The sequence below is a fragment of the Nonomuraea sp. NPDC050383 genome, assembly GCF_044459125.1.
GTDB lineage: Bacteria > Actinomycetota > Actinomycetes > Streptosporangiales > Streptosporangiaceae > Nonomuraea.
The window spans coordinates 132,268-148,707 of sequence record NZ_JBITIP010000013.1; the positions used below are offsets into that span (position 1 = coordinate 132,268).

At 72.3% G+C, this 16,440-nt stretch carries 13 protein-coding genes; 3 read left to right on the forward strand and 10 right to left on the reverse strand.

The window, feature by feature from the left end; genetic code table 11:
- Positions 1-298: 298 nt before the first annotated feature.
- Together ACIBG4_RS29205 and ACIBG4_RS29210 are read right to left on the reverse strand one after the other, a co-directional pair.
- On the reverse strand, positions 299-1,063 hold the full coding sequence (locus ACIBG4_RS29205; protein ID WP_397204541.1) for an SDR family NAD(P)-dependent oxidoreductase: 765 nt from the start codon (positions 1,061-1,063) through the stop codon (positions 299-301).
- A 24-nt stretch (positions 1,064-1,087) separates the two neighbouring features.
- A complete protein-coding gene (locus ACIBG4_RS29210) occupies positions 1,088-2,170 on the reverse strand; it encodes an alanine racemase (protein WP_397204542.1) in 1,083 nt (360 codons plus the stop codon).
- Between the two features lie 269 nt (positions 2,171-2,439).
- On the opposite strand from ACIBG4_RS29210, the gene ACIBG4_RS29215 reads away from it, so the two are divergent.
- Positions 2,440-3,381 (forward strand): zinc-binding dehydrogenase, encoded by a 942-nt coding sequence (locus tag ACIBG4_RS29215; protein WP_397204543.1) that lies wholly within the window; start codon positions 2,440-2,442, stop codon positions 3,379-3,381.
- Between the two features lie 80 nt (positions 3,382-3,461).
- Here the strand turns inward: ACIBG4_RS29215 and ACIBG4_RS29220 are convergent, their stop codons facing one another.
- The 7 genes from ACIBG4_RS29220 to ACIBG4_RS29250 all read right to left on the reverse strand — a co-directional run bounded on the left by ACIBG4_RS29220 (position 3,462) and on the right by ACIBG4_RS29250 (position 12,240).
- The gene (locus tag ACIBG4_RS29220; protein WP_397204544.1) at positions 3,462-4,301 is read right to left on the reverse strand and encodes an SMP-30/gluconolactonase/LRE family protein; all 840 of its coding nucleotides are present in this window, start codon (positions 4,299-4,301) and stop codon (positions 3,462-3,464) included.
- 40 nt (positions 4,302-4,341) lie between these two features.
- Positions 4,342-5,100 carry an IclR family transcriptional regulator gene (locus ACIBG4_RS29225; RefSeq protein ID WP_397204545.1) on the reverse strand — a complete coding sequence of 253 codons (759 nt, stop codon included), beginning with the start codon at positions 5,098-5,100 and terminating at the stop codon, positions 4,342-4,344.
- A 115-nt stretch (positions 5,101-5,215) separates the two neighbouring features.
- Positions 5,216-6,808: a glycoside hydrolase family 43 protein gene (locus tag ACIBG4_RS29230; protein WP_397204546.1), complete on the reverse strand. Its 1,593-nt coding sequence runs from the start codon at positions 6,806-6,808 to the stop codon at positions 5,216-5,218.
- Complete coding sequence (locus ACIBG4_RS29235; protein WP_397204547.1) at positions 6,805-9,132, reverse strand: beta-glucosidase; 2,328 nt, start codon at positions 9,130-9,132, stop codon at positions 6,805-6,807. The genes ACIBG4_RS29230 and ACIBG4_RS29235 overlap by 4 nt, the downstream gene beginning before the upstream one ends.
- Positions 9,133-9,153: 21 nt before the next feature.
- Positions 9,154-9,999 (reverse strand): carbohydrate ABC transporter permease, encoded by an 846-nt coding sequence (locus tag ACIBG4_RS29240; RefSeq protein ID WP_310713489.1) that lies wholly within the window; start codon positions 9,997-9,999, stop codon positions 9,154-9,156.
- A complete protein-coding gene (locus ACIBG4_RS29245; protein ID WP_397204548.1) occupies positions 9,996-10,958 on the reverse strand; it encodes a carbohydrate ABC transporter permease in 963 nt (320 codons plus the stop codon). Before ACIBG4_RS29245 ends, ACIBG4_RS29240 begins: the two co-directional genes overlap by 4 nt.
- 7 nt (positions 10,959-10,965) lie before the next feature.
- Positions 10,966-12,240 (reverse strand): ABC transporter substrate-binding protein, encoded by a 1,275-nt coding sequence (locus ACIBG4_RS29250; protein WP_397204549.1) that lies wholly within the window; start codon positions 12,238-12,240, stop codon positions 10,966-10,968.
- 270 nt (positions 12,241-12,510) lie between these two features.
- Between ACIBG4_RS29250 and ACIBG4_RS29255 the strand changes: the two genes are divergently transcribed.
- Positions 12,511-13,548 (forward strand): LacI family DNA-binding transcriptional regulator, encoded by a 1,038-nt coding sequence (locus ACIBG4_RS29255; RefSeq protein WP_397204550.1) that lies wholly within the window; start codon positions 12,511-12,513, stop codon positions 13,546-13,548.
- Positions 13,549-13,744: 196 nt separating this feature from the next.
- Entirely contained in the window at positions 13,745-15,019 is a 1,275-nt protein-coding gene (locus ACIBG4_RS29260) for a hypothetical protein (RefSeq protein ID WP_397204551.1), read from the forward strand.
- Between the two features lie 114 nt (positions 15,020-15,133).
- Here ACIBG4_RS29260 and ACIBG4_RS29265 read toward each other — a convergent pair whose 3' ends face one another.
- Entirely contained in the window at positions 15,134-16,408 is a 1,275-nt protein-coding gene (locus ACIBG4_RS29265; RefSeq protein WP_397204552.1) for a phytase, read from the reverse strand.
- Positions 16,409-16,440 lie beyond the last annotated feature (32 nt).

Consider the following 16,440-nt stretch of genomic DNA (forward strand, 5'->3'; position numbering starts at 1 on the left):
CCCGCCCCCCCAGAGGGACGGGCTCACGTGCTGCGGGGCGGGGTCAGTGGTGGGTCAGCGTGACCAGGTTCGAGTAGTCGTTCCTGGTCCCGTCCGTGCCGTGGAACAGGATGTTGTGGGGTGGTGCCGGCGCCTGTGAGCGACGACAGCGGGACCGACCACTTGTAGAGCCCGCCGGCGTTGGACACCAGCGGGTTCACGCCGGTCACGGCGATCCAAACGCGTTCCGTATGACGGAATGTCATTCCGAATCAGGGAGAGGACACCACCCGAGCGGAGAGCGTGTCAAGGGGTGGATCTACATGACGGCCAGCTGACCTCCGTCGATGACCAGCTCGGTGCCGTGGATGAAGGCCGCGTCGTCACTGGCGAGGAAGGCGTAGCCGGCGGCCACCTCCTCGGCCAGACCGGCCCGGCCGAGCGGGATCAGCTCGCTCTCGTACGACGAGACGAAGTCGTCGGCCAGCCCGGCCGAGATCGAGGCGTTGAGCGGGGTCCTGATGTAGCCGGGACAGAGCGCGTTGACCCGGATGCCGTGCCTGCCGAGCTCCACGGCCATGGTCCTGGTGAGCAGCAGCACCCCGCCCTTGGAGGCGTTGTAGTGGGCGTAGTCCGCCTCGCCGCCCAGGCCGTTGGTGGAGGACATGTTGAGGATCACCCCGCCCGTGCCCTGGTCCACGAGCCGCCTGGCCACGGCCTGGGCGACGAGGAACATGCCGCGCAGGTTCACGGCCATGATCCGGTCCCAGTGCTCCGGCGTGATCTCCAGGAACGGCTCGCGCCAGGCCGTTCCGGCATTGTTGATCAGGACGTCCAGCCCGCCGAGCGCCGCGATCGCGCCCTCGACCAGCCGGGAGACGTCCGCCTCCGCCGACACGTCGGCCGCCAGGCCGCTCACCTCGCCCAGCGCCGACAGCTCTGACGCGGTCGCCGCCACCTCGGCCGGGTCCAGCCCGCCGATGACGACCCTGGCGCCCTCCTCCAGGAACCTGCGTGCCGTGGCGGCGCCGATCCCGCTGCTGCCGCCGCTGATCAGCACCCTCTTGCCGGCCAGTCCCCTCATGCGATCTCCTCCTTCGTCAGCATGTCAGCGCACGGCGCCGCGGGCCGCGACGCGCAGTTCGGTGGTGACCCGGCCGCCCTCGACCCCGTACGCGGAGTCGAACATGTTCACGGCCGAGCAGGCGTGACCGGGGATGAGCTGGACCCGCGTGCCGACCGGCAGCGCGTCGTGGTGGCCCGGCTCCAGCAGCGCCACGCCGTGCTCCTCGTTGAGGAAGTCCATGTGCGCGTACGGATGCCCGACCACCCTGATCCAGTCGGGCGTGCCGGTGCCGTCGGAGGTGAGGCACTTGGTGCCGGCGTCGAACACGACCCGTTCGGGCGTCGGCCGGGCGATGACCGTGGAGTGCACGCGGGCGCCGGCGGTCCGCTCGTTGGCGACCCCCAGCCGGATCATCGCGGTGTCGTTGAAGACATAGGTGCCCGGCCTGATCTCGGTCACCCCGGCCACCCCCGCGACGTGCCTGGCGGTGGGCGTGGAGCCCACGCTGATCTCGCGCAGGGCGATGCCCTCGCGGGCGCACAGCTCGGCGGTGGCCACCAGGTCGGCGCCCTCGCGCCGGGAGGTCTCGGCCAGCTCCTCCGCGGTGCGGGAGTGGTAGGCGTGCCCGGCCAGCGTGAGGAGGCCGACGACCTCGACGCCGGGGATCGCGGCGATCTCGGCCACCAGGTCGGCGGTGGGCCGCCCCGGCGGGCGTCCGAGCCGGTGCTGACCGGTGTCCACCTCGACCAGGACCTCCACCGGCGGCCCGCCCAGCCGGCCGAGCCCCTCCGCCACCTCGGGCGAGTCGAGGCTGACGCGGACCCTGGCCCGCTCGCGCAGCGCCGCCAGCCGGCGCAGCTTGGGCTCGCCCCAGATCGGGAAGGCGAGCAGGATGTCGTCGATCCCGGCGTCGGCCATCACCTCGGCCTCGCCGAGCTTGGCGCAGGTGATGCCGGTCGCCCCGGCGTCGAGCTGCATGCGCGCCAGCTCGGGCATCTTGTGGGTCTTGATGTGCGGGCGCAGGCGGACGCCGTTGCTCGCCGCCGCCTTCGCCATCTCGCTCACGTTGGCCCTGACCACGTCCAGGTCGATGACGAGAGCCGGCGTGTCGATCTCGGGGTACATGCGTGGGACCGCCCCTCTGGTAGTTCCCGGCGAAAATAGCACCAATTCCGCATGGCGCACTAGCGTTCCGTTTAGCGGAACCCTTGACATCGATGTGTGGTGCTGATGTTCTGTCGTGGTTTCGGAACTACATTCTGCATAGCGGAATCAGGAGCACATATGAGGCTTGGCACCGTACGCGCCGGCACCGGTGATCCCCCGGCGGCCGCCGTCCAGGTGGGCGTCTCCGGCATCGGCACCCTGACCAACCCTGTGATCGGAGCGACGCCGTGAAGGCACTGGTGTTCACCGGACCCGCGACGGTGGAGCTGCGGGAGGTCGACGAGCCCGTGGTCGGCCGGGACGAGGTGCTGGTCCACGTGGTCGCCTCCGGCATCTGCGGGAGCGAGCTGCACGGCGTCAGGACGCCCGGCTTCCGGGTGCCGCCGCTGGTGATGGGGCACGAGTTCGCGGGCCGCACCGACGACGGGCGGCCGGTGCTGGTCAACCCGATCCTGTCGTGCGGGTCGTGCGACGTGTGCGCGCTCGGGCTGCGGAACGTGTGCCGGAACCGGCGGATCGTCGGGGTGCACCGGCCCGGCGGGTTCGCCGAGCGCGTGTCCGTGCCCGCCGCCGCGCTGGTCGCCCTGCCCGAGGGACTCGGCTGGACGGCCGCGGGCGTCGTGGAGCCCGTGGCGAACGCCGTGCACGCCTGGGAGCTGGCCGGAGCCCCGGCCGGGGCGCGGGTGGGTGTCATCGGCGCGGGCGCGATCGGGCTGGCGTGCCTGCAGGTCGCCCGTACGGGCGGGGCCGCCGGGGTGGACGTCGCCGACCGGTCGGAGAGCCGCCTGGCCCTCGCCGGCCGCCTCGGGGCGGACGCCGCGACCGGCGAGCTGACCGGCGAGTACGACGTGATCTTCGACGCGGTGGGCGCGGCGGCCACCCGTCGCGCGTCGGCCGCCCTGCTGCGGCCGGGCGGGACGGCGGTCTGGCTGGGGCTGGCCGACACCGAGCCCGGCTTCGACGCGGCCGGGCTGGTGCGCGGCGAGCAGCGGGTGCTGGGCTCGTTCGCCTACTCCGGCGCCGACTTCGCCGCCGCCGCCGCGATGGTCGGGAGCTGGGACCTGAGCTGGGTGGACACGTTCCCGCTGAGCAAGGGGGCGGAGGTCTTCACCAGGCTCATGAACGGCGACCCGAACCCGGTCAAGGCCCTCCTGTCCCCCGGCGCCTGACCTTCCCGGCCTTCCTCCGGCGCCCGAACTCCTCGGGCGCCCGAACTCCTCGGGCGCCCGTTCTCCGTGCGTGCCGGCCGTCAGGAGCGGGGCAGGTCGCGGTAGGGATTGGCGGGCAGGCCCGTGTACGGGGTGGGGCAGCGCCACAGCTCCCCGCCGCCGCTGCCGTCCCAGGCGGTGGTCACGTACAGCACGTCCAGATCGGGCCCGCCGAACGCGCAGCTCGTCACGTTGGCGGCGGGGACGGGGACGGTCAGGTCCGTCGAGCCGTCGGGCCGCAGCCGCACGACCGACGCGCCGCCCCACAGCGCGACCCACACGTGCCCGGCGGCGTCCACCGTGATGCCGTCGGGCTGCGGGAGCCCGGCGAAGCGCCGCCGGTTCGCCATCTCGCCGCTCGACGGGTCGTAGTCGAAGACGTCCACCTGGTCGGTGGCCGTGTCCACGTAGTACAGCAGCCGCTCGTCCGGGCTCCACGCGATGCCGTTCGAGATCGTCACCCCGGCCAGCACCCGCGCGCAGCTCCGGTCGGTGTCCAGCCGGTAGAGCGAGCCCGCGCCCGGGGTGTCGTCCTCGGCCTTGGTGCCCGCGAAGAACCGTCCGGCGCGGTCGCAGGCGCCGTCGTTCATCCGGTTGCCGGGCGGCTCGGCGGCGGTCACGGGGGCGACCACCTCCAGCCGTCCCCCCTCGTGGACGGCGAAGCCGTCCCTGACCGCGAGCGCCAGGCCGCCCGAGGCCCGGGGCAGCGCCACGCCGACCGGCCGGCCCACGTCGATGGACTCCAGGGCGTCGTCGGCGGGGTCCAGCCGGTGCACCAGGCCGGCCGGGATGTCCACCCACAGCAGCGTCTCCGTGCCGTCGTCCCAGCGTGGCCCCTCGCCGAGCCGGGCCGCGGGAACCGGTACCGGTTTCAGGTCCATCCCCAACCCCTTCAATCCACCATGCAGAACGGCATTCCGGTCAGAGCTGCTCGGAGATCGCGCGACGGAGGCCCGCCCCGACCTCTTCCAGCCGGGCCGGCGACATCCGGTCCTTGATCGCGGTCACGCTCACCGCGGCGACCGGCACGGTCCTGCCCAGGAAGATCGGCGCCGCGACGCAGCGCACGCCCGGCTCGTTCTCCTCCAGGTCGAGCGCGTAGCCGCGGTCGCGCACCTGCTCCAGGTGGGCGGCGAGCTTGGCCGGGGCGGTGATGGTGTTCCTGGTCCGCACGCCGAGGGGGCCGTACTTCTCGGCCCACGCCTTGACGGCCTCGTCGGTCGGGTACGTCCAGGCCAGCAGCGCCTTGCCGACACCCGTGCAGTGCGCGGCGTTGCGCCCGCCCACCACCGAGCTCATCGTGATCGACCGCACGGCCTCGACCTTGTCGAGGTAGACGATCTCGCCGCCGTCGAGCACGGCCATGTGCACGGTCTCGTCGAACTCCTCGCGCAGCCGCAGCAACAGCGGACGCACGAGGGTGCGCAGGTCCATGGACTCGTAGTATCGGAAGGCCGTGGCCAGCAGCTCGGTGCCCAGGAAGTAGGGGCCGCTCGGCTCGGGCTGCGCGGCGAAGCCACGGTGCTTCAGCGCGCCGAGCAGGCGGTGCAGCGAGCTCTTGGGCAGGGCGAGCCGGGTGGCGAGCTCGTCGAGCGTAACGCCCCGGCTGCGCTTGCCGATCTCCTGCAGGATCAGCAGGGCGCGGTCGACGCTCCCCACCGGGGACTGGGCCTCACCCACGGGGCTCTCCTCCAGAAGATTCCATGAGATGGAATGCTAGCGCGCCATCCGGAATCTCGCCTCACATCCGCCCTCCAGAACGGGTACTTGCCGGAAGGAGCCGTGCCCCTGATGCCTAGCCGGTCGCCTGGTAGTCGAACCAGTCGAAGCACGCGCTGCCCTCGGTGGCGTACATGCCGATGACCCGGCCGGTGAAGCCGGTGGCGACCTCGGTGGACAGGTAGCGGCCGTCCAGCTCGGCCAGCAGCGTGTCCCCCGCGGAGAAGGAGATGGTGTCCGGGCCCCTGGCCGCCACGCCGGTCGGCTGCGTGGGCGACCCGGCGACCGGCCCGATGACGGACGGCGGCAGGATGTCGCGGGTGCGGACGTCGATGGTGAGAGTGAGCGGGCCGGGCGGCACCGGCCGATCGGCCACGCACTGGCGCAGCGGCCCGATCCGGGCGATCACCCGGGCCCGCCCGCCGCTCACCTCCAGGTCGTAGTGGTGGGCCTCGTCCATCCGGATGGACAGCCCCGCCCTGCCCGGCTCCGATCCGGGCGGTTCCGATCCGGCCGGTTCCGATCCGGGCGGTTCCGATCCGGCCGGTTCCGATCCGGGCGGGGCCGGTTCGAGCCGGGCGGTGACGCGGCAGCCGTGGTGCTGCTGGCGGCGGCCGACGAAGGTGTGGCCGGGCCGGTCGAGGGTCGGGCCGGTGGCGTGCAGCGTGAGCCGGCCGGGGCGCTCGGTCAGCGACCACGAGCCGTCCGGGCGCTCGCGCGGGGAGATCCAGTACGGAGCCAGGGCGTCACCGTCGAAGTCGTCGCGGGACGGCTCCGGCGCGAGCGGGTGCCAGGCGGCGGGCGCGGGGTGGCGCTCCTCGACGGGCCCCACGACCGGCCAGCCGTCCTCCCACCGCACCGGGGTGAGGAAGGTCTCCCGGCCCAGGACCTGGAACTCCGGGGTGTAGCCGCGCGGGCGGGTGCCGAGCAGCACCATCCACCAGGAGCCGTCGGCGGCCTGGACCAGGTCGGCGTGGCCGGTGCTCTGGATCGGCCGGTCGGTGCCGCGGTGGGTGAGGATCGGGTTGGCCGGGCCGGGCTCGAACGGGCCGCGCGGCGAGCTGGCGCGGGCGATCGACACGGCGTGGCCGCGCTCGGTGCCGCCCTCCGACATCAGCAGGTACCACCAGCCGTCCACCTGGAACAGGTGCGGCGCCTCCGGGTACTTCCCGCCGGTGCCGGACCAGACCTCGTACGGGCCCTCCAGCACCTGGCCCGCCGCGGGGTCGATCCGCGCGACCTGGGTGCCGGAGAAGGCGCACCAGCAGGAGCCGTTCTCGTCCCAGGTCAGGTCGGGGTCGATGCCGGGCAGGTCGATCCAGACCGGGTCCGACCACGGCCCCTCGGGGCGCTCGGCGGTGACGATGAAGTTGCCCCGCCCTCCCACGTTCGTGGTGATCAGGTAGAAGGTGCCGTCGTGGTGGCGGATCGTCGGCGCGTAGATCCCGCCGGAGGCGGGGATGTCCGGGGGCAGGTGGAGTTGCGAGGGCCGGTCCAGGACGTTGCCGATCTGCCGCCAGTGCACCAGGTCACGGCTGTGGAAGATCGGCACGCCGGGGAAGTACTCGAAGCTGGAGCACACCAGGTAGTAGTCGTCGCCGGCCCGGCACACGCTCGGGTCGGGGTGGAACCCGGCCACCACCGGGTTGTCGTAGGTCCGCGTGTTCACTGGTTCCTCTCCTGGAGACGGGCACGGGTGGTGAGCCGGCGCGCGGCACCGAGCACGTCCGGGGCTCCGGTGAGCCGGATCCGGGCGCTCAGCGGCAGGTCGCCCGCCGACGGTCCGGACGACAGCACGATCTCCCCCGGCTCCACGAGCCGGCGGCCGTCGACGCCGGTGAACGAGAACGCGGCGGCGGGCACGTCGAAGGCGACCTCGCGGGACTCCCCGGGCTCCAGCGGCACCCGGGCGAAGCCGACCAGCCACACCACGGGCCGGGTGACCTGCGCCACCGGGTCCGAGGCGTACAGCTGCACGACCTCCTCCACGGGACGCTCGCCCGCGTTGCGGACTGTCACCCGCGCCTCGATCTCGCCGTCCGTACGACATTCCGGCTGCGACGTGCCCATGGCCTCGTACGCGACCGGCGCGTACGACAGCCCGTGGCCGAACGGGAAGGCGGGAGTGGGGTCCAGCACCGTGATCCCGTCGGCCCTGCCGCCGAGCGGCGGTTGCAGGTAGGTGGACGGGTTGATGGACGGCGAGCGCGGGATCTGCACGGGCAGCCGCCCGGACGGGTTCACCCGGCCGCTCAGCACCCCGGCGAGCGCCGCTCCTCCCTCCACCCCGGGGAAGAACGCCTGGATCGCGGCGGCCACCCGGTCCTCGTACGCGCCGAGGGCGTAGGGACGGCCGGACACCACGACGAGCACGACGGGTGTCCCCGTCTCCAGCACCGCCTCCACCAGCTCCGCCTGCACGCCGGGCAGCCGCAGGTCGGCCGCGTCGCAGCCCTCGCCCGAGGTGCCGCCGCCGAACATCCCGGCCCGGTCGCCGACGAGCAGCAGCGCGACATCCGAGCCCGCGGCCAGGTCGGCCGCCGCGGCGAAGCCCGACGTGTCCCCGCCGGAGACGTCCGCTCCGGGGGCGTACCGCACGGCGGCGCCGGGGAACTCCGCCTCGACGCGGCTCAGGACGGTCTCGACCGGCAGGCCCATGCCGCGGGAGGGATACCGGTCGAGCACGTGGTTGGGGAAGGAGTAGCAGCCCATCAGGGTGCGCGGGTCGTCGGCGCAGGGCCCGATGACGGCGATCCTGGCGGTCGTCCGCGGGTCGAGGGGCAGCAGCCGGCCGGCGTTGCGCAGCAGCACGATGGACCGTTCCGCGACGGCGGCGGCCAGCTCGCGGTTGGCCGCGCTGTCCGGGTCGGCGTCCGCCGCGCCCTCCGGGACGAGCGGGCCGCCGTCCAGCAGGCCCAGCTCGGCCTTCTGCCGCAGCACCCGGCGCACCGCCTCGTCCACGACCGACTCCTCCACCCGGCCGGCCTTCACCTGCCCGACCAGGTTGCGGCCGTAGCTCCGGGTCTCGGGCAGCTCCACGTCGATGCCGGCGCGCAGCGCGAGCGCGCCCGCGGCGGCGTCGTCCTCGGCGACGCGGTGCATCGTGGCCAGGAACGGGATCGACCAGTAGTCGGACACCACGGTCCCGTCGAACCCCCACTCCTCGCGCAGCAGCCGCCGCAGCAGGTCGGCGCTCGCCGCGACCGGCACGCCGTCGACGTCGGTGTAGGAGTTCATGACCGAGCGCGCCCCGCCCTCCCGCAGCGCCGTCTCGAACGGCGGCAGGATCACGTCGGCGAACTCGCGCGGGCCCATGCCGACCGGCGCGTGGTTGCGGGCCGCGCGGGAGGCGGCGTACCCGGCGAAGTGCTTCAACGTGGCGATGATCCCGGTCTGCTCCAGACCGCGCACGTAGGCGGCGCCGAGCTGCCCGACCAGGTACGGGTCCTCGCCGAGGGTCTCCTCGACGCGCCCCCAGCGGTAGTCGCGCACCACGTCGAGCACCGGCGACAGTCCCTGGTGCACGCCGGCGGCGCGCAGGTCGCGGCCGATCGCGGCGGCCATGCGCTCCACCAGGGCGGGGTCGAAGGTCGCGGCCCAGGCCAGCGGCGTGGGGTACGCGGTCGCGCCGAAGGCGGCGAACCCGGTCAGGCACTCCTCGTGCGCGATCGCCGGGATGCCGAGCCGGCTGGCCGCCACCACCCGCTCCTGGAGCAGCCGCAGGCGTTCGGCCCCCTCGGCGGGGCTCAGCGGCTCGGTGCCGTGGACGCGGGTGAGGTGGCCGATGCCGTCGCGCAGCCGGTCGTCCAGGTCGGTGCCGGGCACGGCGAAGAAGTCCTGCATGGGCGCGACCTCGCCGCCGTCGTCCACGCGGATCCACACCGAGCCGAGCTGAGCGACCTTCTCCTCCAGGGTCAGCTCCGCCAGCAGGGATTCCGCCCGCTCGGCGGGGGTGCGGCCCTGGTCCCGCCACGGGACGTTCACATATGTCATGACTTCCTCAGAGTGAGTGCTTCAGCCCTTGAAGGCGCCGTCCATGATCCCGGCCACCATGCGCCGGCCCACGAAGACGAACAGCACGAGCAGCGGGAGCGTGGTCAGGAACGAGCCCGCCATGGCCAGGCCGAGGTCGACGGTGTAGCTGTTCTGCAGAGCCTTGATGGCGATCTGCGCGGTGTACATCTCCGGCGACTTCAGCACGATGAACGGCCACAGGAAGTCGTTCCACGCGGTGACGAAGCCGAGCAGCCCGAGCACGAACGCGGCCGGGCGCACCAGCGGGAAGGCGATGCGCCAGAAGATCTGCCAGGTCGTCGCACCGTCGATGCGGGCGGCCTGCAGGATCTCGTCGCTGATCGTGGTGGACAGGTGCTGGCGCATCCAGAAGATGCCGAACGCGCTGGCCAGTCCCGGCACGATCAGCGCCTGCAGGGTGTCCACCCAGCCCAGCGACGAAATGATCATGTACTGCGGGATGACGGCGAGCTGCGTCGGCACGGTCATGGTCAGCACGACCACCAGGAACAGCGCGTTGCGGCCGGGGAAGCGCAGCTTGGCGAAGGCGAAGCCGGCCAGCGAGCACAGCACGGCGTGCCCGACGCCGATCGTCCCGGCCACGATCAGGCTGTTGACGATCGAGCGGACGAACGGCACGGTCGTGAACACCAGCCCGGCCAGGTGGAAGAAGTTGCCGCCGGGCACGATCTCGGGCGGCAGCCGGGTGGCGGTCGCGGTGTCGGTGGTGGCCACCACGAACATCCAGTACAACGGGAAAACGCAGCCCAGCACCGCCAGGGCCAGCAGGAGGTAGGTCCACCAGCGCACGCGCTCGGCGGAACGCCGCTTCGGCTCGGTCATCATCGCTCCGGACGGATGCGGGTGGACAGGACGTAGTTGAGCGATGCCACGGCGACGACCAGCACGAACAGGGCCACACCGATGGCCGCGCCGTAGCCGAACTGGAACTGGCCGAAGCCCTGCTCGTACAGGAAGAGCGTGAGCGTCTGGCACTGCCGGATCGGCCCGCAGGTGAGCGGCGCGCTGCGGGAGACCAGCAGCGGCTCGGTGAAGATCTGCAGGCCCCCGATCGTCGAGGTCACGATCGTGAACACGATGACGGGCCGCAGCGACGGCACGGAGATGTGCCGGAACTGCTTCCAGCCGCCGGCGCCGTCCACCGCGGCCGCCTCGTAGACCGCGCGCGGGATCGCCTGCAGGGAGGCCAGGTACAGCAGCGTCGTGTAGCCGAACCAGCGCCAGGTCACCATGACCGCGATCAGCACGTGGCTGCCCCACACCGACTGGACGAAGTCGATCGGCTGGACGCCGAACCATCCGAGCACCCAGTTGAGCAGGCCGTAGTCGCGGTCGAACATCTGGGCGAACACGATCGTGGTGGCGGCGACCGAGGTGATGTACGGGACCAGCATCGACATGCGGAAGAACACCGCCATCCGCAGCCGCGCGTGGTTGAGCAGGTGCGCCAGCCCGAGGGCCAGCACCAACTGCGGCACGGTGGACAGCAGCCAGATGCTGATGGTGTTCCAGGCGGCGTTCCAGAACCGGGTGTCGGCGAACAGGCGGCTGAAGTTGTCGAAGCCGATGAAGACGTGCTCACCGATCGGGTTCCAGTCGAACAGCGCCACATAGAACGTGAAAAGCAGCGGCACCAGCCCGAACACCCCGAAGATCAGGAAGAACGGTGCGATGTAGGCGTAGGGGGCGATCCGCTCGCTGATGCGCTCTCGCGCGCTCGTGGGGGGCGCGGGCGCGGCGGGCGGCCTGCCGGCCGCCCGTCTCGTGCCGAGGCTCGTCGTCACGCTCGTCCTACTTGCCGATGGCGGTCTTGATGTTGCCCAGCGCCGCGTCCCACGCCTTGGCCGGGTCGCCCTTGCCCTGCTCGACGTTGGTGATGGCGTTCTGGAACTCCTGGCCGATGGCGGAGCTGTCGGGGCCGATGTGGAACGGCTTCAGCCCGAGCAGCGACGTGGTGTAGATAGCGCCGGTCGGCGCGTCGGAGAAGAACGGATCCTTCAGCCCGGTCAGCTTCGGGTCCTTGTAGACCGACGGGGTGGTGGGCAGCGCGCCCGAGTCCACGAAGTGGTCCAGCTGGCCCTGCGGCGACTGCGTCTTGGCGATGTAGTCCCAGGCGGCCTTGGGGTTCTTGGCGTTCTTGGGGATGGCCAGGTAGCTGCCGCCCCAGTTGCCCGCCCCACCGGGGATGACGGCGACGTCCCACTTGCCCTTGGTGCCGGGGGCGTTGGTGCGGATGCCGTTCAGCATCCAGGACGGCGCGGAGATCACGGCGAACTGGTCCTTGCCCATGCCCGCGCTCCAGCCGTCGGTGAAGGAGCTCTGCTTGGCCGTGATCCCGGCCTGCGCCGCCTTGATGGCCAGGTCGAAGGCGGCCTTGACCTGCGGGCTGGTGCTGTAGACGACGTTGCCGGAGGGGTCGTAGTACTTCTGCGGGCCCTGGTTGACCGCCTGGTAGAACACGCTGGTGGCGGCGTTGTCCACGAACGCCTTGCCGGTCGCCGCCGTGTACTTCTTGCCCGTCTCGATGAAGGCGTCCCAGGTGGGCCAGAGCTTGCCGACCTCCTCCCGGTCCGTGGGCAGCCCGGCCTTCTTGAACAGGTCGGTGCGGTAGGCGACGGCCATGCCGCCCACGTCGGTGGGGATGCCGATGATCTCGCCGCCCTTGGCGGTGCTCTGGCTCATCACCCAGTCGAGGTAGTCGCCCTTGACCTTGTCCGCGCCGTACTGGCGCAGGTCCTGGAAGTTCTGCGGCTGCTGCACGAACTTGGGCAGGTCGTCGCCCTGGATGAGCACCAGGTCGGGCACCTTGCCCCCGGCCAGCGCGGTGGTGAGCGCCTGCGCCGTCTCCACCGAGGTGCCCACCTCGGTGAGCTTCACCTGCACACCCGGGTTCTGCTTCTGGTAGCCCTCGACGGAGACCTTCTGGTTGATCCCGGTGAACGACCAGAACTCGAAGGACTTGCCGTCGCCGGCCGGCTGGGACGAGGTGCTCCCGCCTCCGCAGGCGGCCGTGGCCAGGGCGAGTGCCGCGGTGAGCGCGGCCGAGGGGATGATGCGAGACTTCACGGCGATCTCTTCCGATGGTGGTTTCAGTGCTGGCACGGGCCGCCGGGCGCGGCGGCGGTGGAGTCGAAGGGGGTGGGCACGGGAGTTCTCGTCGACCGGCAGCGCGGCGCCCTCGCCGGGAAGGACGCCGGGGTCCTGAAAGTTTCGGCAATATGGCCGATCGTTAAGCCGCGACTTTAGGCGGATGTCCCGAAACCCGTCAAGAACCTGCCCGTAAGATCGCCGAAACAGTCGGGTCAACGGCCGAAACGCTCTGGTTAGACTGCCGCCATGACCGCGACCAGGGAGCCGTACGGCTCCGCGCCCGCCCAGCCGCTGACCATCGCGCAGCTCGCCGAGCTGGCCGGGGTGTCCACGGCGACGGTCTCCAAGGTGGTCAACGGCCGGTCGGAGGTCGCGCCCGAGACCCGCGCCCTGGTCGAGGGCCTCATCCGCGAGCACGGCTACCGCAGGCAGCGGCGGCGCGTCAGCCAGGCCCCCCTGGTGGAGCTGGTCTTCCACGCGCTGGAGGGTGACTACGCGATAGAGATCATCAAAGGGGTCCAGCAGGTGGCCCGCGAGCACCACCTGGCCGTGGTCGTCTCGGAGCTGCGGCATCGCCCCGTCGCCGGCCGCGAGTGGATCGACGACGTGCTGACCCGCCGCCCGATGGGGGTGATCCCGGTGTTCTCCGGCCTGACCGACGACCAGTGCGCCCAGCTCGCGGCCCGCGACATCCCCCTCGTCCTCCTGGACCCGACCGGCGACGCGGGGAGCGGACTCCCCTCGGTGGGCGCGGGCAACTGGAGCGGGGGCATCGCGGCGACCCGCCATCTCCTGCAGCTCGGGCACCGGCGCATCGCGATCATCACCGGCCCCGGCTACGCCCTGTGCAACCGGGCGCGACTCGACGGCTACCGCGCCGCCCTGGACATGGCCGGTGTGCCCGTCGACCCGGACCTGATCCGCCAGGGCGACTTCCTCGTCGAGGGCGGCCTCGCCCAGGCCGGCGCGCTGCTGCGGCTGCCCGACCCGCCGACCGCGATCTTCGCCGGCAACGACGGCCAGGCCATCGGCGTCTACCAGGCGGCCCACGCGATGGGGCTGCGGGTCCCTGACGACCTGAGCGTGGTCGGCTTCGACGACCTGCCGTCGATGCGCTGGGCACTGCCGCCGCTGACCACGATCCGCCAGCCGCTGACCGAGATGGCCGCAGCGGCGGCCACCATGCTGGTGACGCTCGCCCGGGGCGGCCCGCTGCCCCAGGGCCGGGTCGAGCTGGGCACCGAGCTCGTCGTCCGGGGCAGCACCGCTCCCCCCGCTCGCTGACCGAAACTTTCTGTGGTTTCTCCGTACGTACGGCTTCGGCGAACCCTTGACAGTGCGTCGCGGACCCGCCTAACGTGACGCGGACCACAGGCGTGAGCACCCAGCGTCAGCTGTTAGCGCTATCACAGGAACGCGCGCCTCCCCCACGACTCCCGGCCGACGACCGCGCGGCACGCGCCCTGACCACGGAGGCGACATGATCGTCGACCGCATCGTCATCGACATGGCGACCCACGGCGGAGCTCCCACGTATCGGGCGTCCGGCTTCCTCTACGGCCTCTCCCCTGACGCCTCCCAGCCCCCGCCGCCCATGACGGACGAGATCAAGGTCAGGCAGCTCCGGGCGGGCGGCTCGCAGCTCCCCGCTCCCGACGGCGGCTGGGTCACCGGCGGGTACGCCGCACGGTGGGAGCTCGTGAAGGCGTACCGCGCGCGGGCCGGGCGGACCGGCGCCCACCTCGAGGTGCTGCTCTCCGATCTGTGGGGCGCCGACGGGGCCGACATCCCGCGTTATCCGGGGGACGACGGCGACTGGAGCGGCTACACCGCCTTCCTCGACCGGATCGTCGGCGACGCCAAGGCCGACGGGATGACCGGGCAGGACATCCGCTGGGACGTGTGGAACGAGGCGGACTACGACGCCTTCTGGCGCGGTCGCGGCCAGGACCAGTACCTGGAGATGTTCCGCCGCGGCACCCTGGCCATCAGGGCCGCCCTCCCGGGCGCCGTGATCGTGGGCCCGAGCTCGGCGTGCTCGCCCGGGGACCCCTGGTTCGCCGCCTACCTCGACTACGTGAAGGCGAACGACGTCGTCCCCGACGTGCTGAGCTGGCACACCCTGCCCGGCGACCCGGCCGCCGAGGCCGCCGAGGCGCGCGCCCTGCTGGCCGCTCGCGACATGAGCGTCTCCGGGTTCTCGGTCAACGAGTACGGGGCCGCCGGGGACGACCAGCAGCCGGGTCCCTCCGCGTGGTACGTCGCGCGGCTGGAGCGCGGCGGCTGCGACGGGTCGCGGGCGAACTGGGGCATGGTCGGCCGGACGCCGTCGCTGCACGACACGCTGGGCGAGCTCACCACCGCGGGAACCGGGCTGCCCATGGGCCAGTGGTGGGTGTACAAGCGCTACGCCGAGCAGAGCGGCGTCCGCGCCGGCCTCACGCCCGGGGCGGCCGAGGCCCGCGACGGCGTGGTCTTCCAGGATCCCGCCGCCCGCAGGTCGATCGCCGTGCTGGGAGCCACGCCGGCGGCCGAGCCGGGCCACGTGGCCGTCCGGTACGACGACGTCCCGCCCTACCTGCTGCGCGGCGGATCGACGAACATCCGGGTGGAGCGCCTTCCCGCGACCGGCTCCCACGTCGGCGCGCCGGTGACGGTCTCCGACAGCCGGGCCGAGGTGGGCGGCGGCTCCGTCACGGTGACCATCGACTGGGCGGACCCTCTCGACGCGTACGCCGTCACGCTCACACCATGAGGCCCCCGCGTGGCCGGTGATCCCCGCGAGGAGGCGCACGGTGGCCTCCGCCGCGTCGAGAGGGGCACCACCGCCTGAAGCGGTGGTGCCCCGGGGCGCGTAACGGCAGGTGCGTCAGCCGCGCGGGTTCCAGCCGTCGGTGTCCACGTCCAGGTCCAGCTCGTCGGCGATGTCGTCCCAGCCGGTGAACTTGAAGTTCGTGTTCTCCCGGTCGGCCTCGGCAGGGGTGTTGAGGCCGTCGTGGGAGACGAACAGGCCCTCGTCGAAGTCGCCCAGCGGCGCGTTCAGCACGGTCGAGCCGTCGCTGTTCTCGACGCCATCGATGCCGTCGTGCTGGCCGATCCGGAACTGGCCCAGGTAGGGGTTGGTCCCTTCCCTGCGGTAGACGGCGAAGGTGCTGTCGCCCTGGCTGGAGGCCAGCAGGTAGCCCTTGCCGTTGTCCCGGTAGTAGATGGTCAGGCCCTCGGCGTCCGCGGTCAGGTGCCGGCCGCCGTAGCCGGGGTCCGCGCCGGGGGTGCACTCCTCGGTCGCCGGGTCGTAGGTGCCCGGGACGCCGTACTCGCGGACCTTGTCCACCAGGACGGGGGTTCCGGTGAGGTCGGCCCGCACCCGCCAGATGCCGACGTCCTCCTGGGCGGCGTAGAGGACGTCCTTGTCCTGGTCCACGACCATGCCCTCGACCTGGGCCTGCTCGCCGGGCTCCAGGCAGGGCGCCCAGGTCCGTCCGTTCGGCAGCGTGAACGACGCGGGCAGGTCCAGCGTCCTGACGACCTGGTAGCCGACCGTGCCGCCCGGCTTGGCGAGCAGCTTGACCAGGCCGACGGAGGTCCGGTGCCGGCGGCTGACCAGCGCGTAGGTGCCGGTGGAGTCCTTCCAGGCGGCCAGGCCGTACGCCGTCTCGGCGTCGTTGACCTGCTGCTGGGTGGTGTTGAAGACGAACGGCGCGGCCGGGTCGGTCACGTCGGTGAGGTGTCCGCCGGAGACGGCGTAGACGCGCAGGGTGTCGCGGCCGCGGTCGGAGACGATCGCGAGGTCCCTGCCGCCGAAGCCGTAGGTGACGTCCACATTGTTGAACCGGCCGGCCTCGTCGTCGGGGCCGGGGGCGGCGGGCGCCGGGAGATGCTGGAGCTGCCGTCCGCGGAGGTCGTAGACGTAGAGCCCGCCCTTCTTGGCGGTGGTGATCACGACGCTCGCGCCCGAGTCGGACGGGTGGACCCAGATCGCCGGGTCGTCGCCGTTGGCGTTGCCGCCGGCCTCGTCGTCGAACAGGGCGGGGGTCTCGACGTCCGGGTCGATCGATGCCACGTCGGAGCCGGCCGCGGGCACGGCCAGCCCTCCTATCAGGGTGAACGTCAGGGCTGCCAGGAGAAGCCTGGGCAGGGGACGCATCGCGCCTCCTCGTTTCTTTCGGGGGTGATGGA